We start from the raw sequence: 23,123 nt of genomic DNA on the forward strand, positions 1-23,123 counted from the left end.
AAACTACCGGGCGGATCGGGCGCTCACATGTGCTCCTCCTCGAGCGCCCACCCGAGCGCGCGCTTGTAGTGCGTGAACAGCTGTCTGACGCCCTCGTGGCGCATCTCCTCGGAGTCCAACTGTTCGGCGAGATACTCGTACTGCTCCCTGATCTCCGCTTCGTCGCGCATGGTCGACCGTACGGGCACCGACGACTTGAACGCGGGGGCGGCGCGGCCGCGGTCGAAGGGACGACCTCGCGGACCGACCCGCGGGAGCCGTCGCGTCGACACGCTCCACCCGCGGGTGCTCGGAGAAGTGAAACGGCGGGAGACGAAACGGGGGAGGCGAGGCGCCGGGTCCGTACGGGGCGATCCGTCGATTACGCGCCGAGGCCGGCGGGCGCGGCCATCGAGGCGCTCTCGTCGTTCGAACCGGTCTGGCTGTCGACGAACTCGTCGTACGTGCCCTGCTCGACGACTATCACCGTGAAGTACATGTTGGAGTGAGCGACGCCACAGTACTCCGTACAGTAGCCCTGGTAGACGCCCGTCTCCTGTGCGACGGTCTTGAGCGTGTTCGTCTGTCCCGGAATGGCGTCCTGCTTCAGTCCGAGTTCGGGCACGCTGAAGCCGTGGATCACGTCGTCAGAGGTCGAGGAGAAGTACAGATCTTGCCCCACTGGAACGACTATCACCGGTCCTTCGACCCCGTCGGCTTGCGGGACCACCGACGTGTCGATGTCGCTCGCCGTCAGCTCGCTGATGTCGGAGGTCTGATAGTTCATCCGCCAGTTCCACTGGTAGGCGACGGTCTCGACGTGCACGTCGCCCTCGGCGGGCTCGATCTCCTCGGCACCGGTGTAGGTCACGTCGGGGTTCGCCAGCACGCCGTAGGAGGCGACGCCGACGAACAGGAGGATGATCGCGGTCGCGACCGTCCACGTGATCTCGAGGCGCCGGTTCTCTCGGGTCGGCGACGGCTCGTCGCTGTCCTTGAACTTCAGGACGGTGTAGATGAGAATGACCTCGACGAACAGCGTGATCGGGATCGCGACGTACAACAGGTCCGTGTTCAGTCCGTTGATCAGTTCCGCCGTCGTCGATGGCTGTGCCGCGACCGGCGTCGCGAACAGCACCAACCCGACGAGCCCGACCAACAGGCTCCCCAGTCGCGTACGCGTCATTACAATCGCGGTTGGCGCAGGCCACGTAAATACCTACTGTTGTCGCGCGAAACACCGGATGGCGGGACCGTGATCCGTGGGCCGGATCCGACCATCTTCCGCTGTGGAACGCGCGGTCGCGCCGTGACCTCGTTGGGGGGTCGAACGCGGAAAGCGCGGGGTTGATATGCGGCGGGTTGCAATGTCGGATAGTGATATCGAAGCGGTTCCCGTCACTGCTCGCGGCCAGCTCGATGGGGGTGTACCTGCTGCTCGTGGTGGGTGCGACCACGGCCGTCACCGACGCCGCCACGGCCTGTACGGCGTGGCCCGCCTGCGGTGACGGATTCGCGCCTCCGACGACGGAGGCCGGCTGGATCGCGCTCGGGCACCGGGCGGTGGCGGTCGCCGTCGGCCTCCTCGTCCTCGCGACCGGCGTCGCGGCCTGGCGTGCTCGCCCGAGTCGTCGGGTCGCGGGAGCGCTCGCGAGCTCGTTCCTCCTGTACCCCGCCCAGTCGCTACTGGGAGCGTACGTCGCGACCGGCGGCCGAGAGACGCTCGCGGTCGTCGCGGGCGTTCCGGTGACGATGTCGACGGTCCACCTCGCGGGCGGGCTGGCGGTGTTCTTCGGGCTGCTCGCCGCGCTCGCGTGGGAACTGGAGGCTCGAACCGGCGATCCGGACGACGAGCCCGCGATCGGTCCCGACGGTCCGGAGCCGGCGGCCGAGCCCGTCGCCTCCGAGGACCGCCCGTCGATCCCCTCCTGGCGTGCGGACCCGGTTCACCGGGGGCGGCTCACGGCCGCGGCGTACTTCCGGCTGATGAAGCCGCGGCTGATGTGGCTGCTGTGTCTCGTCGCCAGCGCCGCGATGGCGCTGGCCGGCGGCCCCGGGCTCTCGGCGCCGGTCGTCGCGGCGACGCTCGCGGGTGGCGCCCTCTCCATCGGGGCGTCGGGCACGTTCAACCACGTGTTCGAGCGCGACATCGACCGGCGGATGCAGCGCACGAGCGACCGGCCGCTGGCCGTCGATCTGGTGTCGGTGCGCAACGCGACCGCGTTCGGACTCCTGCTCACCGTCGTCTCCGTCGGCCTGTTCGCGTGGGTGAACCCGCTCGCGGCCGTCCTCGGGTTCGTCGCGATCGTGTTCTACTCGGTCGTGTACACCCTGGTCCTGAAGCCGAACACGGTCCAGAACACCGTCATCGGCGGCGCCGCCGGCGCGCTCCCCGCGCTCATCGGCTGGGCGGCCGTCACCGGCGAGATCGGCCTCGGGGGGCTCGCGCTGGCGGCGCTCATCTTCCTGTGGACGCCCGCGCACTTCTACAACCTCGCGCTCGCGTACAAGGACGACTACGAGCGCGGCGGCTTCCCGATGATGCCCGTCGTGCGCGGCGAGACGACGACGCGGCGTCACATCGTCTGGTACTTCGGCGCGACCTCGGCGGTCGCCGCGGGGATGGTCGGTCTCGGCCGGCTGGACTGGCTGTACGCGCTGGCTGGGGTCGTCGGCGGCGGCGTGTTCCTGTGGGCGATCGTTCGCCTCCACTACGAGCGCGACGAGCCCGCGGCGTTCCGGGCGTTCCACGCGTCGAACGCCTACCTCGGTGTCGTCCTGCTGGCGGTCGTCGTCGACGCGCTCGCGCTGTGACCGCGCCGCCACCCCTCGACCGCCCATGAGCACGAACGCGCCACTGACGACCGACATCGATCGCCTCGTCACCCGTCGGACCCTGCTGGTCGCGGCGCTGGTGGTCAACGTCGAGCTCGCGGCCGTCCTCGCGTACTTCTCGCTCACGACCGCCAGCCTCACCTCGCCGTTGTTCACACTGTACGGACTGATCTGGGTCAACCTCGCGCTCGTCGTGTTCGCGCGCTACCGGCCGCCCACGGCCGACGCTCGGACGCGTCGCCGTGCGCTCGCCGTCGCCGTCGGGTACGCCCTCCTGTTGGCCGTCTTCGGCGGCGTCGTCGGCGTCGCGCCGCCGCGGACGACGCCGGGCGTGGAGATAGCGTTGCTTCCACCCGGATGGGGACCGGCGCTCGTCGTCAACGCCGGCGTCGCCGCCGCGATACTCATGCCGGCGAAGGTGCTCGGCTACGCCGCACTCGCGTACCTCCTGTACGGAGCGGTTGTCGATGCGGCCGGCGCGGGCGTCGCCGGCGCGCTCGGGCTGTTCTCGTGTCTGTCGTGCTCGCTGCCGATCCTCGCCGGCGCCGTGGCGTCGCTCCTCGGCGGCGGCGCGGTCGTCGCGGCGGCGGTGACCGGGATCGGTTACGGCCCGTCGACGCTCGTGTTCGTCGTCACCGTCGCGCTGCTGTGGTGGCGGCCCGGACTCGATTCGGTCCGGTAGCGGTCGTGGGGGGTCGCCGATCCGTCGACGTGAGGAACGGGCGGGGGGGCGGCAGCCGTCGGCGTCGGACTTACCCTGTCGGCGCCCGTAGACGGGTCGTACATGCCACAAGTCGAGATAGAGTACTGCGTGCCGTGCGGGATGTTGGAGCGTGCACAGGACGTCCAGGCGGCGATCCTCGAGGAGTTCGGAATGGAGGTCGAGTCCGTCTCGCTGGTCACCGGCGACGGCGGGGTGTTCGAGGTCCGCGCTGACGGCGAGGTCGTGTTCGACAAGGAGTCCGACGAGTTCGACGTGGACGCCATCGTCGAATCCGTCGGCGGCCACGTCGGCGCGGCCGCCTGAGGACCGGGAACCCACCGGCGGCGACCGCCGCGGCGCTCACTCGATCTTGTGTCGTCTGACGGATCGCTCCAGCGCCGTCTGGCGGCTCACTCTCCCGCGAGCCGCGCGAACAGGTGCGTCCACGCGCCGGCGTCGTCGTCCGCGACGGTGTCGTCGAGCACGCGCTCGTCGGTCACCCGGAACCCGGCCTCGCGGAGCTGCTCGCGGGTGCGGTCGAGCCCGGGGAACGACCACGCCATCAGCTCGCCCGCGCCGAGCCAGTCCTCGTTCGCGCCCGACCACCCGTCCTCGTCGGCGGCGGCCGTGAGATAGAGCCGACCGCCCGGGCGGACCACGCGGGCGAACTCCTGGAAGACCGTCGGATGCTCGGACACCGGAACGTGGATCACCGAGTGGAGGGCGGTGACGGCGTCGACGGCGTTCGACGCGACCGGGAGCCGCGTCAGGTCGCCCCGGACCAGCGCCGTGTCGGTCCGGTCGTCCGCGAGGTTCAGCATCGATGTCGACAGGTCGACGCCGATCGAGTCGACGTCCCCCGCGACGCGGTTCAACACCGGAGTCCCCTGTCCGCATCCGGCGTCGAGGAGTCGGTCACCAGCCGAGAGGTCGGCGAGGAACGACTCGACGAGCGGCGCCTCGGGTTCGTCGCGCTCGCGCCGATAGTCCTCCGCCATCCCGTCGTACCCGTCGCGAACCGCCGCGCGCTGAGTGTGTGGATCGACATCGGGTGCGGTGTCGTCGTCCGCGGTCGGGGCGGGATCGTCCGACTCGGCGGCGGACCCCTCGGCAGCCCCGACGGAGGGCTCGTCGTCCATGGGCTGGCGTCCGGCCGGGATGACAAAGGAGTTCGGGCGCATCGGGAGTCGATCACACCCGCCGACGTGATCGGTTCGATACGTGCCCCGGTGGAATTATGACCCATGAGCTCGCGACGACCGGGCATGGCGGGGGGACCGATCGAGCCGTGGGGCTCGGCGTCGACGCCGAGTGACGCCGTCAGGGACGCGCTCACGGGCGAGATCGGCGGCTTCCTCGCGCTCGGGGCGACGCTCTCGCCGGTCGGGATGCTGGACGCGTGTCACGGCTGGCTCGTCGGTGCGGGCGTCGACCCCGCGACGGCCGCCGCCGCGCTCGTCGTCGCCGCGGTCGTCCGGTGGGCCGTCGGGGTCTCGTTGTTCGCGACGCGGGCGGTCGAGTGGTGAGCGCCCGATCAACAGCCATCCGACGGACCCATCGCGCCGGCGCTGTCGCCGCGGCGGCCCGGCCCCGCCCCGGACGCCGCCTTCGGCACCCTTACTTCCGCGAGGTCCCGACTCGACTCCATGAACGACGCGACGGTCGTCCGCGCCGTCGACGCGCGCAAGTCCTACGACGGGACGGTCGCGCTCGACGGCGTCTCGCTCGACGTACACGAGGGGGAGGTGTTCGGCCTGATCGGCCCGAACGGCGCCGGGAAGACGACGCTCGTGCGCGCGCTCACGGGGACGGCTGACGCCGAGGGGACGCTCGAACTGTTCGGGGACGCCGCGGGCGACTCGGACCGGTCCCGGATCGGACTGCTCCCGCAGGAGTTCGGGCCGCCCGAGCGCCTGACCGCCCGCGAACTCGTCGCGTACTACGGGGGTCTCTACGACGAGTCGCTCCCGGTCGACGACGTGCTCGCGGACGTGGGGCTGGCGGACGACGCCGATACGTGGTACGAGAACCTCTCGGGCGGTCAGAAGCGCCGCGTGTGCGTCGCGACCGCGCTCGTGAACGACCCCGACGTGCTGTTCCTCGACGAGCCGACGACCGGCATCGACCCCGCCGGGCGGCGCGCGCTGTGGGGACTGCTCGACTCGCTCGCCGACAGCGGGGTGACCGTGTTCCTGACGAGCCACTCGATGGAGGAGGTCGAGCGGCTCGCCGACCGCGTCGGGCTGTTGCGCGACGGGGAACTCGTCGCCGTCGGAACGCCCGCGGAGTTGGTGGCCGAGCACGGCGGGCCCGCCCGCTTCGTCGTCGCCGGTCCCGACGTCGAGGCGGGCGCCGACCCGCTCCGGGACGCCGGCTTCGCCGTCGAGGTCGGCACCGACGAGCTCGTGCTCGGCGACGTGACGCCCGCCGAGTTGGGTGACGCCGTGACCGCGCTCGCCGACGCGAGCGTCGGCTACGAGTCACTCACGTGGACCGAGCCGACGCTGGAGGACGTGTACCTCCGACTGACCGGCGAGACGTTCGAGGGAACGTTCACGCCCGGCGCCAGCGCGGTCGGGGCCGCCGCGGACGGCGTCGCCGGCGACAGCGACTCGGCCCCGGCCGCGGAGGTGGAGCGGTGAGCCGTGCCGGGCGGATCCGTGCGGAGACGGCGGCCGCGGCGCGGTCGTTCCTCCGACGCCGGACGGCGGTGATATTCACGTTCTTCTTCCCGCTGCTGCTCGTGCTCATCTTCGGCGTCCTCGTGCGGACCCAGCCGGGCGGCGGCGGGCTGTTCGCCCGCCCGGACGCGTACTACCTCCCCGGCTATCTCGCGACGGTCGTGCTGTTCACGCCGCTGTCGCGGATCGGCTCGGAGATCGCCCGGCACCGCGACGGCCACCGCTTCGAGAAGCTGGCGACGACGCCGCTGACGCGGGCGGAGTGGCTGCTGGCACACACGCTCGTCAACGTCGGCGTCATCGGAGTCGCCTCGCTGCTCGTGTTCGGACTCGTGACGCTCGTCACCGGCGCGGACATCCCGGTGTCGGGCGACCTGCTCCTGTTGGTCCCGTTCGTCGCGCTCGCGGTCGTGCTGTTCTGCGGTATCGGGGCCGTGCTCGGCCGCGTGTCGGACTCGCAGGACGGCGTCATCGCCGCCTCGAACTCGGTGGCGCTGCCGCTGCTGTTCCTCTCCGACACGTTCGTCTCGCCGGACCTCCTGCCCGACTGGTTCCTCCCCGCGGTGAACCTCTCGCCGCTGACGTACTTCTCGCGCGGCGTCCGCGCGGTGACGTTCGCGGCGCCCGACGGGGCCGGGCTGGCGGGCGTCGGTGCGGTCGGGAACCTCGCGATCCTCGCGGTGCTCTCGGTCGTGTGCTTCGCCGTCGGCGCGGCGGCGGTGCCGCGCGGGGAGTGAGGCGTCCGGCGGTCGGCGACGGACCGGTCATCCGTCGGCTTTATTCTCCGCGGCGAGGTTCACTCGCGTATGAGTACCACCGATGCGTTCGCGACGATGCGCGATTCGGGCGTCGTCGCGGTGCTTCGCGGCGCCGAGCCCGAGACCGTCGTCGACACCGCCGAGGCGCTCGTCGCCGGCGGCGTGACGGCGCTGGAGGTCACGGCCGACACCGCGGGCGCGACCGACATGATCGCCACCCTCTCCGAGGAACTGGGCGACGACGCGCTCGTCGGCGCCGGCACCGTCCTCGACAGCGAGACGGCACGCGCTGCCATCGCCGCCGGTGCGGAGTTCGTCGTCTCCCCGTCCTTCGATGAGGGCGTCGTGGAGACGTGCAACCGCTACGGCGTGCTGTGCGCGCCGGGCGTGATGACCCCGACGGAGGCCGTCGAGGCGTACGAGGCCGGCGCCGAGGTGGTAAAGGTGTTCCCGGCGAAGACCGTCGGCCCGGACCACGTCGCCGCGCTGAAGGGCCCGCTCGGTCACCTGGAGATCATGCCCACAGGCGGCGTCTCCCCCGATAACGCCGGCGACTACATCGAGGCCGGCGCCGTCTGCGTCGGCGCGGGTTCGGCGCTGGTCGACCGCGACCTCGTCGAGGCGGGGGACTTCGACGCCATCACCGAGCGCGCCGAGGCGTTCCGCGAGGTCATCGAGGCGGCCCGGGAGTAAGGGCCGAAGGCTATTCGTCGCCGCCGGCTGTCGGGTCGCGTATGTCCCGCCCCGCCGGACTCGTCTTCTTCCGCACCGCGAACCGCGAGCGCGTCGTCGACTGGTATCGCGAGGTCGTCGACTGCGCGGTGTGGCTCGAACAGCCGGGCTGTACGATACTCGAACGCGGCGACTTCCGGTTCGGTCTCTGTGACGCCGACGAGGGCGACACCGAGACCGAGGGTATCCTCACGTTCGTCTACCCGGACCGCGCGGGCGTCGACCGGATGCACGACCGCGTCGGCGACGCCGCCCGCGAGGAGCCGCACGTGAACGAGCGCTACGAGATCTACCAGTTCTTCGCGACGGACCCGGACGGCCGGACCGCCGAGTTCCAGACGTTCCTCCACGACCTGCCGGAGTGACCACACCGTCCCGTCCGCGCGCCGTCCAGGGCGCGGCTCGGGCGTTCATCCGTCGGGTGCGCGGACGGTCGTGACCGGGATCGGCGAGCGCCGGACCAGCGCTCGGGCGACGTCGCCGATGAGGAACTCGGCGAACCGGGACTGACTGTTCGCGCCGACGACGATCAGGTCGACCCCGTACTCCTCGGCGACCGTGAGGGTCATCTCCGAGACGCGGCCGACGGCGACGGCGGTGTCGACGGACGCCCCGTACTCCTCGGCGACGGCCTCGGCGTCGGCGAACAGGTCTGCCGCATGCGCTCGACGCTCTGTGAGCCAGTCCTCCCACTGTCCGGGGTGGTCACCCCACCCGGTCGAGGCCGTGTCGTCGGTGTGTTCGTCGACGACGTAGAGGACGGTGATCCGGCCGCCGGCGAACTCGTCACAGGCGTACCGCAGCGCCTCGACCGAAAGCGGCGAGCCATTGTAGGGCACCAGCACGTGTTCGGGCATACCAGTCGCTACGGCGGCCGCGGGCTAACCCGCCGCGACCGTTCCAGCCCCGCCGGAAGCGACGACTCACTCCTCGGCGCGGTCCCGGTGGACCGACTCCTCGTCGATCCAGTAGACGTACGTCTGCGTGAACCAGTCGGCGTGGACGACCGTCGAGGTGGCGGTGCCGTCGGCGGTCGACTCGCCGCCGGTGTTCGAGTAGGCGGTGCAGGTGACGACCGCCCGCCAGGCGTCGCCGCGACGCTCGACGGCGTCGAGTTCGCACTCGGCGGACACCTCGCTGGTCTCGTCGTACCAGAGGCTGTTGTACACGAAGCGGTACTCGTACGTCCGGGCGAACGACCCGACCGAGGACTCGTTCAGCGCCGACGGGCGCTCCGGGGGGTCCTTCGGCCCGTCGGGCCAGTCGATCGACTTCCCGGGGAGCGGCGTCGACGCGGCCGTCGCGGTCGTGCCGTCAGCGGACGTCGCCGCCGGCGATCCGTCGCCGGTCGTGGGGGTGCCGGGCGCCGCGAGACAGCCGCTCGTCACGAGGAGGGCGACGGTTACCGCCGCGATGAGGGCTCGACTGCGGGGACACATGCGTCCGGAACACCCGGGCCGGCCGTCAAGTGCCTTGTGTCGATATCGCCCCGTCAGTCCTCGGCGGCCTCGACCGGGATCTCGACGCCGGGGCCGTCGGCCTCGGGTGTGCCGGTCGCGTTCGTATCGAGCCGCCGGATCCGGTCGGCGGTCACCTCCATGCCCGGCGAGTAGTGGCAGATCGGCTCGCCGGCCGGCGGCTCGAAGCCGTTCGCCTCGAACAGCGTGTTCGTCCGGATCTCCGCGTCGGCGTCGGCCAGCGGCCACGGCTCGTGTGCGATGTCGCCGTAGTACACCCGGCCGCGACCCTCGGTGTAGAACCGGTAGTTCTCCACGAGGAACGCCTCGAGACCCCCCGGTTCGGGCGTTCGCGTCTCGCCGGCGGGCCCGTACGTCGCGTCGAAGTCGGCCTCCGGGGCGCCGCGGTGGGTCCGGCGGCTGGTGACCGTCACGCGGTCGCCGTCGCGGGTCACGTCCATCGCGGCGCGGTAGTACGGAAGTCGGAACAGCGCCCGAGCAACGCCGACACTGATCGTGTCGGCCGCGTCGAGATTGAAGAAGTACACCCCCTTCGTGTCGCCGTCGGTGACGTACGTCCGGAGGTTCAGCTCCGGGAACGACAGCCCGAACGGCGCCCCGCGCGGCCGGATGTCCGTCATCTCGAACGGGACGACCCCGAGGTAGGCGTCGCCCTCGTGTGTCGCCACCGAGAGGGGATCCGGGAGGCGGGCCTCCACCGTCGCGGGGTCGACGCGCCAGTGGGCGAACAGGGCGTCGCGCCACCGCATCGACAGCAGGCGTCGCTGCATACGATCCGTAGGAGGCGCATACGGAAGGGTCAAACGGCCCTTTGAGCGTACCGAACGGTTAGGCACCCCGCCTCGGTACGGTGTCGCATGCGACGTGGTTCACTCGCGACGGTCTGTTGTGTCCTCCTCGTGGTGCTCGCCGGCTGTGCGGGCGCCGGCGGCGGTTCCGACGCCGGCGGTGGGGACGGCGCGGCGACGGGCGTGGAGGCCGACGCCGAGGCGACGGCCGCACCCGAGTCGGCCGACTCCGGGTCCGGAGGCGGCGGATCCGGAGACGGGGGCGCCGGTGCGGACATGAACGCGCAGGCGACCGACCGGCAACTGATCTACGAGGCGACCGTGGAGCTTCGCGTCGACGACTACGAGGCCGCCAGCGCGGACCTCACCGAGATGGTCCGCGATCGCGGCGGCTACGTCGGCAGCTCGCGGACGGAGGTCCGCGGCGAGGGCAACGAGACGTGGACGACCGGTCGACTCGTCCTCCGCGTGCCCTCGGACGACTACTCGGACGCGATGGAGGCGATCAACGGGACCGGCGAGGTCCGATCGGTCGAGCAGTCGACGCGGGACGTGACCTCGCAGATCGTCGACCTGGAGGCTCGCCTGGAGAGCCTCCGCGCCGAACGGGACCGCCTCCGGGAGCTGTACGATCGAGCCAACGACACCGAGGACGTGCTCGCGGTCCAGCGAGAGCTCTCGGACGTGCAAACGGAGATCGAACGCACCGAGGCGCGGCTCCAGAGCCTCGAACGCCGCGTCGCCTACTCGACGATCACCGTCGAACTTCGCGAGCCCCGCCCCGACTACGAGCCGCCCGAGCGGAGCGCGTGGTACGAGACGCCGCTGACCGAGGCGTTCCTCGACTCCGTTCAGGGCGTGATCGTGCTCGGGCGCGGCGCGGTAGTCCTCGCGGCCTACGCGCTCCCGTACCTGTTCGTGCTCGCGGTTCCGGCGGTCGGAGTCGCGTTGGGGTACCGGCGCGCACGCCGTCGGTTCGGGGAGTGACGCGGTGATTCAGTGAGCACGCCGGCGGCGACACGGAACCAGCCCTCTCGCGACCTCACCCGCTGACCGACTCCCGGACCTGCTCGGGGAGCGTCTCCACGAGCGCCGCGAGCGTCGCCTCGTCGACGGCGCCGGCGTAGTAGCCCTCCCCCGAGACGGAGACCGCTCCCGCCTCGCTCGCGAGCAGTTCGCCGGCCTCCTGTTCGAACGGGTCGGGATACGCGCAGACGACGCCTGCGAGGCTCCCGCGCGCGAGCAGCCCCCAGTCGACGCACGGCGACCACGTCTCCAGCACTCGCTTGCACCGCCCCGAGAGCGCGCGGCGGACGGCGTCCGCCTCCGCACGGAGCTCGTCGTCGCGGACGGCCGGCAGCCCGACGACGAGCGAGACCGTCGAGCGATCGAGCGGCCGGTCGCGAGGCGTCACCGACAGCGGTTCTCCGTTCACCGTCGCGCCCTCGCCGCGGACGGCGACGTAGCAGTCGTCCACCAGCGGCTCGTGGATCGCGGCGACGAGCGTCTCGCCGTCGACCTGCGCCGCGACGGCCGTCGCGATCGAGGGATAGTCGATCGCGTAGTTGTTCGTCCCGTCGAGCGGGTCGACGATCCACTCGACGCGCCCGTCGCCCGAGCGCCCGGACTCCTCGCCGTGGAGCGTGTGGCCCGGAAAGTCCTCGCGGATCTCCTCGAATATCAGCCCCTCGGCCGCCTCGTCGGCCTCGGCCTTCACGTCGTCCGTGTGGTACTCGCCGACGGTGCCGCCGTCGCGGAACCGCTCGGCGAGGTAGTCGCCGGCCGCGCGAACCGCCGCCTCGGCCGTCTCCGCGAGCGCCTCGGGCGTCGGAACCCCGGCGGCGTCCCAGCGGTCCGCGACGTCCTCGGCGTCCGCGGCGCTGTGGTCGGCCGCGACGTCCTCGTGGCGCCCGCGTTCGAGGCCGTCGTCCTCGTCGGTCATTGCCGGGTGTGGACCGCTCGTCGGTTTCAACTCCCCGGTCCCGAGGACACGGCCACGGAGCGCGACCGATCGCAACGACGGATGCGGCCGCGACGACCGGATGACGAACCTATTTCCGACGGCCACCGGCACCACGTCCCATGACGGAACTACCGTTGGACGCCTTCTACGACCTGACGCAGGTCGGCGAGGTCGCGGTCTCGCCGACGGGCGACCGGGTCGCGTTCACCGCCACCGGGTACGACCCCGACGCTGACGAGCCCGTCGGGTCGCTGTTCGTCGCGCCCGCGGACGGGAGCCGGGATCCGCACCGCCTCACGCGCGTCTCGGGCGCCTCCGCGCCGGCGTGGTCGCCCGACGGGGATCGACTCGCCTTCATCGCCGCCCGCGACGACGACGCCGAACGTCGCGTCGGCCGCGACGACGGAGACGATGACGACGAGGAAGGATCGGCCGCCGACGGCGGGAACGGCGACGACGAGCCGACACAGCAGGTGTGGGCGTTCGATCTCGCGCTCGGGGGCGACGCGACCCAGATCACCGACTTCGAGGAGGGCGCGAAGGAGTTCGACTGGAGTCCCGACGGGGAGCGCCTCGTCGTCGCCGCGCGCGACCCCACCGAGGCCGAACGGGCGTACCTCGACGGCCGGAAGGAGGGCGAACCGGTCGAGACCGAGCGCCTCCAGCACAAGCTCGACGGCGTCGGCTACACCGACACCGTCCGGACGTACCTCCACGTCGTCGACGCCGACGGCGGCGAGGCCGAGCGCCTCGACGACGCCCACGGCGGCGGCGCCTATCAGGACCTCTCGGGGCTCCAGCCGGACTGGGGCGCGAACGATCGCATCGCGTTCACCTCCTGCCGGGAGGAGAACCCGGACGACACGCTCGTTCGCGACGTGTTCACGATCGCGCCCGACGGCACGGGCCTGCGGAGGCTCACCGACGGCGACCTCTCGGCGAACACGCCGGTCTGGTCGCCCGACGGCGACCGCCTCGCCTTCCTCGGCGGCGACCCCGTGAACTGGTGCATCCCGACGCAGGTGTACCTGTACGAGGACGGCGAGTACGCGTCGCTGACGGCCGACCTGGACCGCACGGTCGCCCGCGGCGGCGCGCCCGTCTGGGACGACGGGGGGACGCTGTACTGTCGGTTCGCCGACGAGGCGAGGACTCGGCTGATGCGGGTCGACGCGGGCGAGACCGGAACCGTCGGCGACGACGCCGACGGTCACGCCGCCGAGCGCGTCTTCGAGGCGCAGGGGACCGACCGCGCGATGGCCGGGTTCGACCTCTCGGCCGACGGCGGGCGCGCGGGCGTCGTCCTCTCGCACCCGAGCGACGGACAGGACGTGTACGGCGTCGATTCGGCGGACCTCGACGCCGACGAGGAGGCCGAAGCCGAGTCGCTGACGCGGCTCTCCGAGGTCAACGCCGACCTCACCGAGGAGTACTCGATGCCCGAATCGAGGCGAATCGAGTGGGAGAGCGACGGCGAGACGATCTCGGGGATCGTGTATCACGACCCCGACGTGGACCTCTCCGACGGCGACCACCCGCTCGTCGTCGCGATCCACGGCGGCCCGATCAGCTACGACGAGCCGGTGTTCAGCTTCGACCACGCCGCCCTGACGAGTCGCGGCTACGTCGTCCTCCGGCCGAACTACCGCGGCGGCTCCTCCTACGGCCGGGAGTTCGCCGAGGCGCTGAAGGGGCAGTGGGGAACCCACGAGGTGACCGACATCGCCAACGGCGTCGCCGACGTGGTCGAGCGCGGCTGGGTCGACGACGACCGCGTGTTCGGCTACGGCTTCTCCTACGGCGGCATCGCACAGGGGTTCCTCGTCACGCAGGAGCCGGACCTCTTCACCGCCGCCGCGCCCGAACACGGCATCTACGACCTCCGGTCGGCGTACGGGACCGACGACTCCCACATCTGGATGGAGAACGAGTACGGGCTCCCGTGGGAGAACCCCGAGGGGATCGACGCCTCGTCGTCGATCACCGACGCGGGGAACATCGAGACGCCGCTGCTCGTCACCGCCGGGCAGGAGGACTGGCGATGTCCCCCGAGCCAGAGCGAGCAGCTGTACGTCGCCGCGAGGAAGCAGGGCGTCGAGGCGCGCCTCGTGCTCTACGAGGACGAGCACCACAACATCGGCACGCCCGACCGTGCGATCCACCGGCTGGAGGAGCTGACCGCGTGGTACGCGCGACACGACCCCGCCGTCGACGACCCCGATTCCGACGACCCGCACGGGCGCGAGGACGGGGAGTAGCGCCGTTATCGGGATATCGGACCGCTGTCGCGGGGTGGGACCCTCTCCGCGGCCGGACAAACGATTTGAGGGTCGACGCGGATCTCTCGACCATGGAGTTCGAGGTGATCCGGGGCGACATCGCCGGCCAGTCGGCCGACGCGTTGGTGAACGCCGCCGGCACGAGCCTGAAGATGGGGAGCGGCGTCGCCGGGGCGCTCCGCCGGGCCGCGGGGGTCGGCCTGAACGAGGAGGCGATGTCGAAGGGCCCGGTCGAACTCGGCGCGGTCGCCGTCACCGACGCGTACGACCTCGACGCCGAGTACGTGATCCACGCGGCCGCGATGCCTCACTACGGCGACGGACAGGCCACCGAGGCGAGCGTCCGCGACGCGGCCCGGAACGCCCTCTCGGCCGCCGACGAGCGGGGCTGCGAGTCGATCGTGATCCCCGCGCTCGGGTGCGGCGTCGCGGGGTTCGCCCTCCGCGAGGGAGCCGGGATCATCGCCGAGGAGATCCGGGCGTTCGAGCCCGAGTCGCTGCGGGACGTGCGGTTCATCGCCTACTCCGAGGAGGAGTTCGAGACGGTTCGAGCGGCGGCGAAGTCGGCGTGATCCGCCGGCGACGCCGGCCGTCGGGAGGCGGTTGGGGCTGGGTCGTCCGACTGCCGGGCTACGCCGGCCGTCGGACCGCGAGCAGGGCGGCGGCGTGCGTGCGGAGGCGGCGACCGACCGCGCGCAGCAGCCGAGGACCGAGGGCACCGGCGAGGACGCCGAGCGCGAGGGTCGGGCGGTGGAGGGCCGCGAGCGCGACCAGCGGGAGCAGGGCGAGCGCGAGCGCGACCGCGAGCGAGGGGTCGCGCCGTCGTCGTTCGTGGGGCGATTGCGTGCGTGCGTGTGGCGTGTACATTGTGGCGTGGGTGGAAGGCGGTCGGTGAACGGTGCGCGTACGGGCGCGGGACCGCCCGCCATCACGCCGGGATCGCCGAAACGACGCCGGAGGGACGGACGGTCTATCGCGCGTGGCGTGGTTCGAACACTGGAATCAACACGACAACACGTCCGTTCCCGGACACGAAAAGCGTGGTCCGAGAACGTGACACACTCACACGGCTTCGTCCGTCGGCCCAGTCCGGTCACCCGCCGGCGCCACCGCTTTGTCCGTCGAGTCCGACGGTCGGGCGTGCACGTTCCCGCCGACCCGCCGGCGACGTGTCCGGTCTGCGACGCCGCGTACGACTCGATCTCGGTCCACGACGCCGGCCTCGCGGTGAACCTCCTCGACAACGAACGCTATCGGCGGGTGTGCTTCGACCCCGTCGCCGGCGACGACGGGGCGCCGCTGGTGGAGTTCTACCACCACACGCACGAGCAGGTCGACGCCGGCGAGTGAGGCGAACCGAGCGCCGCTATGCCCACGGCCGCTCATTCGGAACTCCCGTGAGAGACGCGGCGTACAGGGTGCCGCTAGGCCCACGGGCGTTCGGAGAACTCCCCGCTGTCGACCTCCCGCTGGATCTCCGCGGCGGTCCCCTCGTCCACGCTCACGAGGTGACACAGCGGGTGTCCCGGCGCGGCCACGGGGTTCTGAAGCGCCCCGACGATCACGCCGGTGAACGGCGCGCGAACGGTCCGCTCGCGCGTCTTGAAGTGGTCCGTGATCGTGCAGATCGCGTCGTCCTCGTACACCAGCGGCGCGTCGTACTCCATCTCGACGAGCCCGCCGGTGTCGGCGCGGAGCCACGTCTTGTCCCGCGCGGCGTCGACGACGCGCCGCCAGCCGGGATAGATCACCGGCTTCCCCGGCAACACGTCGTACTCCGCGAGGACGCTCTCGACGCCGTCCAGGCCGCGCTCGATCAGTTCGGGCTGGAAGCGATGGGCACGTCCCATCTCGATCGTGATCGTCGGCGTCCCGGCGTTCGTGGCGACGCTCCGGAGGCTCCCGTCGTCGGCCTCCCCCGAGAGGACGACGTTGCTGCCGAACGCCCGCGCCAGCCGCGCCACCGCGGGGTTCGTCATGTCCGCGCGGACGTGGTACATGGTCGTTCGCCCGCGCGTCGACGTGTGGAAATCGAGGGCCAGATCGCACTGCCGGACGAACGTCTCGTAAATGGCGTTCGCCATGCGCTCGGCCGTGTTCGAGCGCGGCTTGCCCGGGAACGAGCGGTTGAGGTCTTGGTCGTAGATCGGCAGATAGCGTTGCTGGGCGAGGTAGCCGGGGACGTTGCACACGTGGATACAGACGAGCGTGCCGTGAATCTCGGCGGGATCGTAGCCGGCGGCGACCTCCTGAAGCACCTTCACGCCGTTGAGCTCGTCGCCGTGGATCGCCGCCGTCAGGAGGACGGTCGGCCCGTCGTGCTCGCCGTTGATCACGGTGACGGGCACCTCGACGGGGTCGCCGAGGTACGTCTCGCCCACCTCGTGGCGGAAGTGGCGCACCTCGCCGGGGTCAATGTCCGCCTCGTACCGGAACGGCTCCGGCCCGTCGATTCCGCCCCCCTCGTCGCCGTTTCCGCTATCGGTTCCGCCGCCGTTTCCGCTATCGCTCACCCGTCCGTTCGCGTCCGTGTGGTCGCCGTCGGGGTCGCTCACACCGCGTCGCTGGGGCGGCGACAGGATGAACCTCCCGGAGGAACCGGCAAGAATTGTGACGTGATCGGATCGGCGGAGGGACTCTCGGTTGCCGAAACCGACCCCTCGGTCCGGTCCCTGTCTCTGATCGATGTCCGACACCGACGATCACGACCACGAGCACAGCCACGTTCACGAGCGCGTCGACGAGTCCGTCGACGCCCGGGACGACTGGGCGCGACGGCGGCGCAAGGGGATCCCCACCGACGAGAACCTCCTGGTCGTCGCCTGCATGGACGAGCGCATTCCCGTCGAGGACGCGCTCGGCCTCGAACTGGGCGACGCGCAGATCTACCGCAACGCCGGAGGGAAGGTGACCGACGACGTGATCCGGTCGGCCGCGCTCACGACCAACTTCTTCGAAACCGACGAGATCGTCGTCGTGAACCACACCGACTGCGGGATGATGTCCGCGAGCGACGACGACGTCGCCGCGGGCCTCGAAGCGCAGGCCGAGGCCGCGGGCGTCGACCTCGACGAGGTCGATCTGGACCCCGCGCTTCCCGAGCTCGACATCGGCGACGCGAGCGTCGAGGAGTGGGTGCGGATGACCGACGACATCGACGAGGCCTGCGCCGCACAGGTCGAGTTCCTGGAGAACCACGAGCTGATCCCCGAGGACGTGACCGTCTCGGGCTACGTGTACGAGGTCGAGTCCGGCGAGCTCCGCCGCCCGGGCGAGCGCGTCGCCGAGGAGATCAGCGAGCGGCGCGTCTGAGGCGACGGCACTGCCGCCGCCGTTCGTTCCGGGACGGCGGTATCCGCCGGCCGAGCGTTCATGCTCCCGGAGCGCCAGTCAACGTCCGTGCCGGTCCTCACCGACCCGCTGGAGATCGGAGGCGTCACGCTCCCGAACCGGCTCTACCGCGCGCCGCTGCTCGAACACGCGGGAAACGGACCCGAGGCGGTCGACACGCTGATCGACGAACTGGAGCCGGCGGGCGCCGCCGGCGCTGGCCTCGTCTGTCAGGGGGCCACGATCGTCCGCGGCGAGGGAGGTTGTGCCGCGCCGGGAATGACCCGCGTCCACGATCCCGAGTTCGTCGCCGACCTCGAACGCCTCACGGACGCGATCCACGAACACGACGGTCGAATCGCGATCCAGCTCGAACACGGCGGCCTTCGCTCGATGGAGACGTGGCACCACGGGTTCCGCGAGCGCAACCCGGACCTTCGCCAACTGGCCGTCTCCCGTCCGCCCCGACCGCTTCGTCTCCTCGACCGTCTCGGATTCCTCGACTACGACTCGCACGTCCTCACGACCGCCGAGTGCCGCGAGTTGGCCGCGGACTTCGGTCGCTCGGCGGCCGCCGCCGTCGACGCCGGCTACGACCTGATCCACCTCGCGGGCGCGAACATGGGTATCCTCCACCAGTTCGCCTCCCCGTTCTACAACCGCCGCGACGACGAGTTCGGCGACACCGCGCGCTTCTTCGAGGCTGTCCTGGCGGAGATCCGCGACCGCGCCGGCGACGTGCCCGTGCTGACGAAGGTCCCCGCCGAGACGGAGGCGCCGCCGGGGATCGGGCCGACCCTATCGGCGGAGGACTGCGTCCGTCTCTGCGAGCGGCTCGCCGACGCCGGCTACGACGCATTCGCCCCCGTGAACGGCTCGGCGTTCTGGGACATGAGCGTGATCCGAGGGGCGTTCCCCGGCCGGTCGTGGCGCGACGAGCGCTTCCGGGAGGGGTACGTCGACGCGTTCGGATCGCGCCCGCGGGCGGCGCTCGTCGCCGCCGCGAACTGGGTCGAGTCGCTCGTCTACTCCCGCGAGCCGGCGTGGAACGCCGACCTCTGTCGCAGGGTGCGCGAGCGCGTCGACGTGCCCGTCCTCTGTGAGGGCGGGATCAGAGATGGAGGGACGATCGACGGTCTGCTCGGCGACGCCGCCGACGCCGTGGGGATGGCCCGTCCGTTCTACGCCGAGCCGGAGCTTCCGGCCCGTCTGCTCCGCGAGGGTGCGGCGGCGGACGGTGTCGCGGCAGTCTGCGAGGACTGCAACAACTGCGTCGTCCCGCAGGCGACCGGCGAGCCGGGCGTCTGCCGGACGCCGATGGTCCTGCGTCGCGCCGGCGAACTCCGTCGGGCGGGCGCCTACGAGCGCGACGACCGGGACTGACCGGACTCGCTCGGATCAGTCCCTCACAGCTTCGCCCGCGCGGACGCGAACGCCGGCATGTTCACGCCGACCACGTCCGCGAGCGCGTCGGCCGCCCCCAGCAACCACTCGGCGCGCTCGATCCGCGACTCCAGGTCGCCGGGGCCGATCCGGTACGCCTCGACCAGTTCCTCGACGCTCGCGCCGTCGACCCACTCCGTCAGGATCCGCGCGGTCTTCACCGACTCCAACCACGCCTCGAAGTCGGTGGCCTCGGCCATTCCGGTCGTGAGCTCCGCCGAACGGTCGCGAGCGAACTGATAGATCTCCGCGCGCTCGGCGTTGCCGAGGTAGGTGTCGACCATGTCCGGGGTGTCACAGACGATCTCGAACGCCGTCAGCTCGGTCACGTCCTCGTCGGTCATCCCCGCGACCGCCTCCAGCCCCTCCACGATCCGGACGCCCGTCTCGGGGGTGAGGTACTGCCGAGACACCTGCGCGCCGAGGTCGGTCGCCTCGATGCCGCTGCCGGCGTCTCCGGTGCCTCCGTCGCCGCCGGCGCTCCCCTTCGCCGTCCCGCTCCCCGCCTCCGCCGCCTCCGCCGCCGCCAGCATCCCGTCGTCGATGAGGCTCGCGATGGCGTCGCCGACGGCGCCGCCGAGGTCGGGGTTCGCGGTCCGGGAGGCGTAGAAGGTGCCGGAGAGCGCGTCGAGCACCGCGACCTGCGAGCCGGCGAGGCCGGTGGCGACGAGCGCGAGGGTGTGCGTGCGGAGCGCGGCGGGATCGCGGAGCTTCGACTCCACTCGTTCGGGGTCGGCGGTGACGTAGCGGTTCCACAGCTCCTCCCGGCCGTCGGCGTCGTCGGCGACGAGCACCGCCTCGCCGTACGGGTCGAGGTGCGGCCGGCCGGCCCGCCCGCACATCTGGTGCACCTCCAGCACGGGGAGCCACTCGGTTCCCTCGCCGGTGTAGCGCCGCTGGTCACGTACGACCACCCGCCGGGCAGGGACATTGACGCCGGCGGCGAGGGTCGGAGTCGCACAGATAACCGCCAGCCGGCGCTCGCGGAACGCCCGCTCGACGAGCGCGCGGTGGTCCGACGAGAGGCCGGCGTGGTGGAACGCGACGCCCCACGCGGCCGACTCGGCGAGGCGCTCGCCGGTGCCCGTGGTGCCCGCTCCCCGGAGTTCCTCGGCGACCTCGGCGGCGGCGCGTTCGGGATCGGCGACCGGGGCGTCGGGGTCGCCGTCGCCACCCCGGTCCCTCCCGGCCGCGACCGCCGCGAGCCGTTCCTCGGTCAGCCGGTCGGCCAGCGCCTCGGCCTCCCGCCGTGAGCTGACGAACGCCAGCGCCTGTCCGCCGTCCTCGATGGCGCCGCGGACGAGGTCGACCGTCGCCTCGGTGTCGGCGTCGGTCGCCGGGTCGCCGGCGTCGACGGGGACCGACAGGTCGGTGCCGTCGTCGAACCGTACCTCGCCGTCGGCGCACACGCCCGTCCGGAGGTCGACCGGTCGCCACGTCGACTCCACCAGCTCGGCGTCCAGCCACGCCGCGATGTCCTCGGGGTTGTCGATCGTGGCCGACAGCGCGACGACCTGCACGTCCGGCGTCCGCCGGCGGAGGGTCGCGAGCGTCACCTCGAGCGTCGGGCCGCGGCCGGGCGAGCCGAGCAGGTGGACCTCGTCGACGACGACGCATGCGAGGTCGTCGACCCACTCGGCGCCGTTGCGGATGGCGGAGTCGACCTTCTCGCTGGTCGCGACGATCACGTCGTTTTCGGCCAGATCGCTTGCGGCCGAGTCGTAGTCGCCCGTGGAGATGCCGGCGTCGACGCCCGGGAGCGCGTCGAACTCCTCGTACTTCTCGCGGGCGAGCGCGCGCAGCGGGCAGACGTACAGCCCCGGTCCGCCGGCCGTCAGGAGCGCAAGCTCCGCGACGAACGTCTTGCCCGAGGCCGTCGGCACCGCGGCGACGACGTTGTCGCCGTCGCAGACGCCCGCCTCCACCGCTGCGACCTGGGGCGGGTACAGCTCCTCGATCCCCGCTCCCTCGAAGTGGTCGACGTACTCGGGAGCCAGCGGGAGGTCTGCGACGTGCATTCGATGGCGTTCCTGGGTCCCTCTCGGGTATAAATCTCCGTACGCCGACCCATTCGCCCCGCGGCTCTGACGATCAGTGGTGGTGGCCGTGGTCGTGGTCGTCGTGGCCGTGGTGGTGTGCGCCCTCCGCGTGATCCTCGGGCAACTGGTCGGCGTGGGCGTGCGGGTCGCCCTCGACGAACTCGTGGGCGTTGCGGTCGCCGTCGGCGAAGGCGGTCGCGCGGGCGGAGAAGTCCGCCCCGTCGACGAGGTCGCGCTCGGTCAGGAAGCGCTCCAGCGCCGCCAGCCACGCGCCGTAGTAGTCGGCGTCGCTCCCGTCCTCGGCGCCGGGATCCGCCTCCAGTTCCGCGACGAGTTCGGCCTGGAAGTCGTCCCACGCGCGGCCCGACTCGTCCTCGTCTGTGAGCGCGACCGCGAGCGCGAACGACCGCGCCATCCACGGCTCCGCGAACGTCGGGCCGTCGTCGTCCACACGTGGAACCGGCTTGTCCGCGGTGTCGAAGTCGGTTGTCGGGTCCGTCCTCGCGCCCGCTTCACCTCCCGTGTCGCCGCCGCCCCGTGCCGCCCGCGCGCCGCCGTCGGAGGCGATGGCGCCGCCGTCGCCGAGGCGCTCGACGCCGATCATCGCGTTGCGCGAGACGAGCTCGGCCAGCTCCGCCTCGCTCATGTCCTCGGTGCCCTCGGGTCGCTGCGGGAGCACCATGTAGCGCACCTCGGAGTTGGAGTCCCACACCTCCACGTCCACGTCGTCCGCGAGGTCGGTGTCGAACTCCTCGCGCAGCAGCGCGCGCGGCTCGTCCACGACGCGCGAGCGGTACGCCGGCGACTTGTACCACGTCGGCGGCAGGCCGAGCACGGCCCACGGGTAACACGAGCAGAGCGTGCAGACGACGACGTTGTGGGTGTCCTCGGAGTTCTCGACCACTCGAAGCTCCATCACCTCGTCGTTCACGGAGATGTCGAGGTCGGCGACGGCCTCGATGCCGTCCGCCAGCAGCCACTCGCGGTACTCGGGGTCGGTCCACGCCCGCGCCACGACCCGGGCGCCGTTCATCGGCCCCACGTCGCCCTCGTAGGTCGCGATCACCTCGTCGACGGCGTCGGTGCTCAAGATCCCTTTCTCCGTCAGCAGCGACTGGAGCGCGCGTGCCCTAGACTGCGGATCGATCCCGTCGCGAAGCTCCGGATCGGGGTGAGACGGCGGGTCATCGTCGTCGCGAGCGCCGTGGTCGTCGGTCATGGGATGTGGTGACGCGTGTGGGGGCTTAGGCGTTCGCCCCGATCCCGTCGAGGTCGGGGAGGCCGGCGGGGCCGGTCAGACCGCGGTCAGATACGGCTCCCACAGTTCGATGTGCAGACCGTCGGCGTCGGTGCAGTCCTCTCCCCACAGCTCCTCGGCGTCGAAGCGGACGTTGTACAGCTGTTCGGCGCGCTCGTCGTCGCCCCTGCGGGCGTTCTCATCGGGGTACACGTGGGCGCCGCGGTCGGCGACGATCTCGCCCTCGGCGCCGCGGACGTAGCGTGGACACCGCGTGTGTCCCGCCGGATGGCGCTTCACGGCCCGCACGCGGTCGCCGACGGCGAACGACGGATCGCCGTCCCCGCGGCGGCTCAGGTACTTCTCGCGGACGCCCTCCAGCAGCTCGGGCAGTCGCTCCGAGTCCGTCTCGTCCGGCACCTCGGCTTCCCCCTCCGCGAACGCCTCGGCCCGCTCGCGGAGTTCGGCGGCGTCGACGACGCCCGCCTCGACGAACAGCGTCTCGAGGGCGCCCAGCCAGCGCTCGTAGTAGGGAACCGTCAGGTACCGCTCGGGGTCGTCGCCCTCCAGCGTGTACCGGAAGCGGTCGAGTTCGAACGCGTCCGAGCCGAGCCCCGTGATGTACAGCGACTGGACGACGCCCTCCCACTCGTGGTGGAACGGGCTGGCGTCGTCGGGCTGGTCCGGCGGGAGGTCGTGATAGGAGTCCATCCCGCCGACGTCGTGGATCCCGTCCATACACGGTTGATTCCGGCGTGGCTGATAAAATCTCGGCACGTGGTGACATGTGGCTCGCGGTCGACGGAGTGACCGACATCGTGAACACGACCGCGAAAGCCCCCGCCGGTCACGACTCGGTGCGGGCGGCGTGCTCCTCG

General features: G+C 71.6%; 26 protein-coding genes. 14 read left to right on the forward strand and 12 right to left on the reverse strand.

Features of this window, described 5'->3' with window-relative positions:
• Positions 1-23 precede the first annotated feature (23 nt).
• Both GRX01_RS18880 and coxB read right to left on the reverse strand, forming a co-directional pair.
• Complete coding sequence (locus tag GRX01_RS18880; protein ID WP_201289586.1) at positions 24-170, reverse strand: hypothetical protein; 147 nt, start codon at positions 168-170, stop codon at positions 24-26.
• A gap of 191 nt (positions 171-361) precedes the next feature.
• The gene (gene coxB / locus GRX01_RS11550; RefSeq protein ID WP_159667413.1) at positions 362-1,165 is read right to left on the reverse strand and encodes a cytochrome c oxidase subunit II; all 804 of its coding nucleotides are present in this window, start codon (positions 1,163-1,165) and stop codon (positions 362-364) included.
• Positions 1,166-1,398: 233 nt separating this feature from the next.
• On the opposite strand from coxB, the gene cyoE reads away from it, so the two are divergent.
• From cyoE to GRX01_RS11565, 3 genes are all read left to right on the forward strand, one after another.
• The gene (gene cyoE / locus GRX01_RS11555) at positions 1,399-2,793 is read left to right on the forward strand and encodes a heme o synthase (RefSeq protein ID WP_159667980.1); all 1,395 of its coding nucleotides are present in this window, start codon (positions 1,399-1,401) and stop codon (positions 2,791-2,793) included.
• 25 nt (positions 2,794-2,818) lie between these two features.
• Positions 2,819-3,496, forward strand: coding sequence for a DUF7546 family protein (locus GRX01_RS11560; RefSeq protein WP_159667416.1), 678 nt, complete (start codon positions 2,819-2,821; stop codon positions 3,494-3,496).
• Between the two features lie 102 nt (positions 3,497-3,598).
• On the forward strand, positions 3,599-3,841 hold the full coding sequence (locus GRX01_RS11565) for a SelT/SelW/SelH family protein (protein WP_159667419.1): 243 nt from the start codon (positions 3,599-3,601) through the stop codon (positions 3,839-3,841).
• An 86-nt stretch (positions 3,842-3,927) separates the two neighbouring features.
• Here GRX01_RS11565 and GRX01_RS11570 read toward each other — a convergent pair whose 3' ends face one another.
• Positions 3,928-4,656 (reverse strand): class I SAM-dependent methyltransferase, encoded by a 729-nt coding sequence (locus tag GRX01_RS11570; RefSeq protein ID WP_159667422.1) that lies wholly within the window; start codon positions 4,654-4,656, stop codon positions 3,928-3,930.
• Positions 4,657-4,782: 126 nt separating this feature from the next.
• On the opposite strand from GRX01_RS11570, the gene GRX01_RS11575 reads away from it, so the two are divergent.
• The 5 genes from GRX01_RS11575 (at position 4,783) to GRX01_RS11595 (ending at position 8,053) form a co-directional block, all read left to right on the forward strand.
• Positions 4,783-5,043 carry a hypothetical protein gene (locus GRX01_RS11575; RefSeq protein ID WP_159667425.1) on the forward strand — a complete coding sequence of 87 codons (261 nt, stop codon included), beginning with the start codon at positions 4,783-4,785 and terminating at the stop codon, positions 5,041-5,043.
• 120 nt (positions 5,044-5,163) lie between these two features.
• On the forward strand, positions 5,164-6,159 hold the full coding sequence (locus GRX01_RS11580; RefSeq protein WP_159667428.1) for an ABC transporter ATP-binding protein: 996 nt from the start codon (positions 5,164-5,166) through the stop codon (positions 6,157-6,159).
• A complete protein-coding gene (locus GRX01_RS11585; protein ID WP_321168058.1) occupies positions 6,156-6,935 on the forward strand; it encodes an ABC transporter permease in 780 nt (259 codons plus the stop codon). Before GRX01_RS11580 ends, GRX01_RS11585 begins: the two co-directional genes overlap by 4 nt.
• A 69-nt stretch (positions 6,936-7,004) precedes the next feature.
• On the forward strand, positions 7,005-7,649 hold the full coding sequence (locus tag GRX01_RS11590; RefSeq protein ID WP_159667432.1) for a bifunctional 4-hydroxy-2-oxoglutarate aldolase/2-dehydro-3-deoxy-phosphogluconate aldolase: 645 nt from the start codon (positions 7,005-7,007) through the stop codon (positions 7,647-7,649).
• Between the two features lie 41 nt (positions 7,650-7,690).
• Entirely contained in the window at positions 7,691-8,053 is a 363-nt protein-coding gene (locus tag GRX01_RS11595) for a VOC family protein (RefSeq protein WP_159667435.1), read from the forward strand.
• Positions 8,054-8,098: 45 nt separating this feature from the next.
• Here GRX01_RS11595 and GRX01_RS11600 read toward each other — a convergent pair whose 3' ends face one another.
• The 3 genes from GRX01_RS11600 to GRX01_RS11610 all read right to left on the reverse strand — a co-directional run bounded on the left by GRX01_RS11600 (position 8,099) and on the right by GRX01_RS11610 (position 10,002).
• Positions 8,099-8,545 carry a universal stress protein gene (locus tag GRX01_RS11600; RefSeq protein WP_159667438.1) on the reverse strand — a complete coding sequence of 149 codons (447 nt, stop codon included), beginning with the start codon at positions 8,543-8,545 and terminating at the stop codon, positions 8,099-8,101.
• 66 nt (positions 8,546-8,611) lie between these two features.
• Positions 8,612-9,127 (reverse strand): hypothetical protein, encoded by a 516-nt coding sequence (locus tag GRX01_RS11605; protein WP_159667441.1) that lies wholly within the window; start codon positions 9,125-9,127, stop codon positions 8,612-8,614.
• Between the two features lie 53 nt (positions 9,128-9,180).
• On the reverse strand, positions 9,181-10,002 hold the full coding sequence (locus GRX01_RS11610; protein WP_394351381.1) for a YqjF family protein: 822 nt from the start codon (positions 10,000-10,002) through the stop codon (positions 9,181-9,183).
• A gap of 21 nt (positions 10,003-10,023) precedes the next feature.
• On the opposite strand from GRX01_RS11610, the gene GRX01_RS11615 reads away from it, so the two are divergent.
• Positions 10,024-10,941, forward strand: coding sequence for a DUF4349 domain-containing protein (locus GRX01_RS11615; protein ID WP_159667447.1), 918 nt, complete (start codon positions 10,024-10,026; stop codon positions 10,939-10,941).
• Between the two features lie 55 nt (positions 10,942-10,996).
• Here the strand turns inward: GRX01_RS11615 and GRX01_RS11620 are convergent, their stop codons facing one another.
• On the reverse strand, positions 10,997-11,896 hold the full coding sequence (locus GRX01_RS11620) for an inositol monophosphatase family protein (RefSeq protein ID WP_159667450.1): 900 nt from the start codon (positions 11,894-11,896) through the stop codon (positions 10,997-10,999).
• Positions 11,897-12,036: 140 nt separating this feature from the next.
• Here GRX01_RS11620 and GRX01_RS11625 point away from each other — a divergent pair, with 140 nt between their 5' ends.
• Both GRX01_RS11625 and GRX01_RS11630 read left to right on the forward strand, forming a co-directional pair.
• Positions 12,037-14,175 (forward strand): S9 family peptidase, encoded by a 2,139-nt coding sequence (locus GRX01_RS11625; RefSeq protein ID WP_159667453.1) that lies wholly within the window; start codon positions 12,037-12,039, stop codon positions 14,173-14,175.
• Between the two features lie 92 nt (positions 14,176-14,267).
• Positions 14,268-14,768, forward strand: coding sequence for a macro domain-containing protein (locus tag GRX01_RS11630; protein WP_159667455.1), 501 nt, complete (start codon positions 14,268-14,270; stop codon positions 14,766-14,768).
• Between the two features lie 58 nt (positions 14,769-14,826).
• On the opposite strand, the gene GRX01_RS11635 is transcribed toward GRX01_RS11630, so the two are convergent.
• The gene (locus GRX01_RS11635) at positions 14,827-15,063 is read right to left on the reverse strand and encodes a hypothetical protein (RefSeq protein WP_159667458.1); all 237 of its coding nucleotides are present in this window, start codon (positions 15,061-15,063) and stop codon (positions 14,827-14,829) included.
• A 273-nt stretch (positions 15,064-15,336) separates the two neighbouring features.
• Between GRX01_RS11635 and GRX01_RS11640 the strand changes: the two genes are divergently transcribed.
• A complete protein-coding gene (locus tag GRX01_RS11640; protein ID WP_321168059.1) occupies positions 15,337-15,546 on the forward strand; it encodes a hypothetical protein in 210 nt (69 codons plus the stop codon).
• A 74-nt stretch (positions 15,547-15,620) separates the two neighbouring features.
• Here the strand turns inward: GRX01_RS11640 and GRX01_RS11645 are convergent, their stop codons facing one another.
• On the reverse strand, positions 15,621-16,649 hold the full coding sequence (locus GRX01_RS11645; protein ID WP_321168086.1) for a succinylglutamate desuccinylase/aspartoacylase family protein: 1,029 nt from the start codon (positions 16,647-16,649) through the stop codon (positions 15,621-15,623).
• Positions 16,650-16,881: 232 nt separating this feature from the next.
• Here GRX01_RS11645 and GRX01_RS11650 point away from each other — a divergent pair, with 232 nt between their 5' ends.
• Together GRX01_RS11650 and GRX01_RS11655 are read left to right on the forward strand one after the other, a co-directional pair.
• Complete coding sequence (locus GRX01_RS11650; RefSeq protein WP_159667461.1) at positions 16,882-17,508, forward strand: beta-class carbonic anhydrase; 627 nt, start codon at positions 16,882-16,884, stop codon at positions 17,506-17,508.
• 60 nt (positions 17,509-17,568) lie between these two features.
• Positions 17,569-18,909, forward strand: a complete 1,341-nt coding sequence (locus tag GRX01_RS11655) for an oxidoreductase (protein ID WP_159667464.1) — start codon at positions 17,569-17,571, stop codon at positions 18,907-18,909.
• 23 nt (positions 18,910-18,932) lie between these two features.
• Here the strand turns inward: GRX01_RS11655 and GRX01_RS11660 are convergent, their stop codons facing one another.
• The 3 genes from GRX01_RS11660 to nthB form a co-directional block, all read right to left on the reverse strand.
• Positions 18,933-20,987, reverse strand: a complete 2,055-nt coding sequence (locus GRX01_RS11660; RefSeq protein WP_159667467.1) for a DEAD/DEAH box helicase — start codon at positions 20,985-20,987, stop codon at positions 18,933-18,935.
• Between the two features lie 73 nt (positions 20,988-21,060).
• A complete protein-coding gene (gene nthA / locus GRX01_RS11665; RefSeq protein ID WP_159667470.1) occupies positions 21,061-22,227 on the reverse strand; it encodes a nitrile hydratase subunit alpha in 1,167 nt (388 codons plus the stop codon).
• A 75-nt stretch (positions 22,228-22,302) separates the two neighbouring features.
• A complete protein-coding gene (gene nthB, locus GRX01_RS11670; protein ID WP_159667473.1) occupies positions 22,303-22,983 on the reverse strand; it encodes a nitrile hydratase subunit beta in 681 nt (226 codons plus the stop codon).
• Between the last annotated feature and the right edge of the window lie 140 nt (positions 22,984-23,123).

The organism is Halobaculum saliterrae (assembly GCF_009831625.1).
Classification (GTDB): Archaea; Halobacteriota; Halobacteria; order Halobacteriales; family Haloferacaceae; genus Halobaculum; species Halobaculum saliterrae.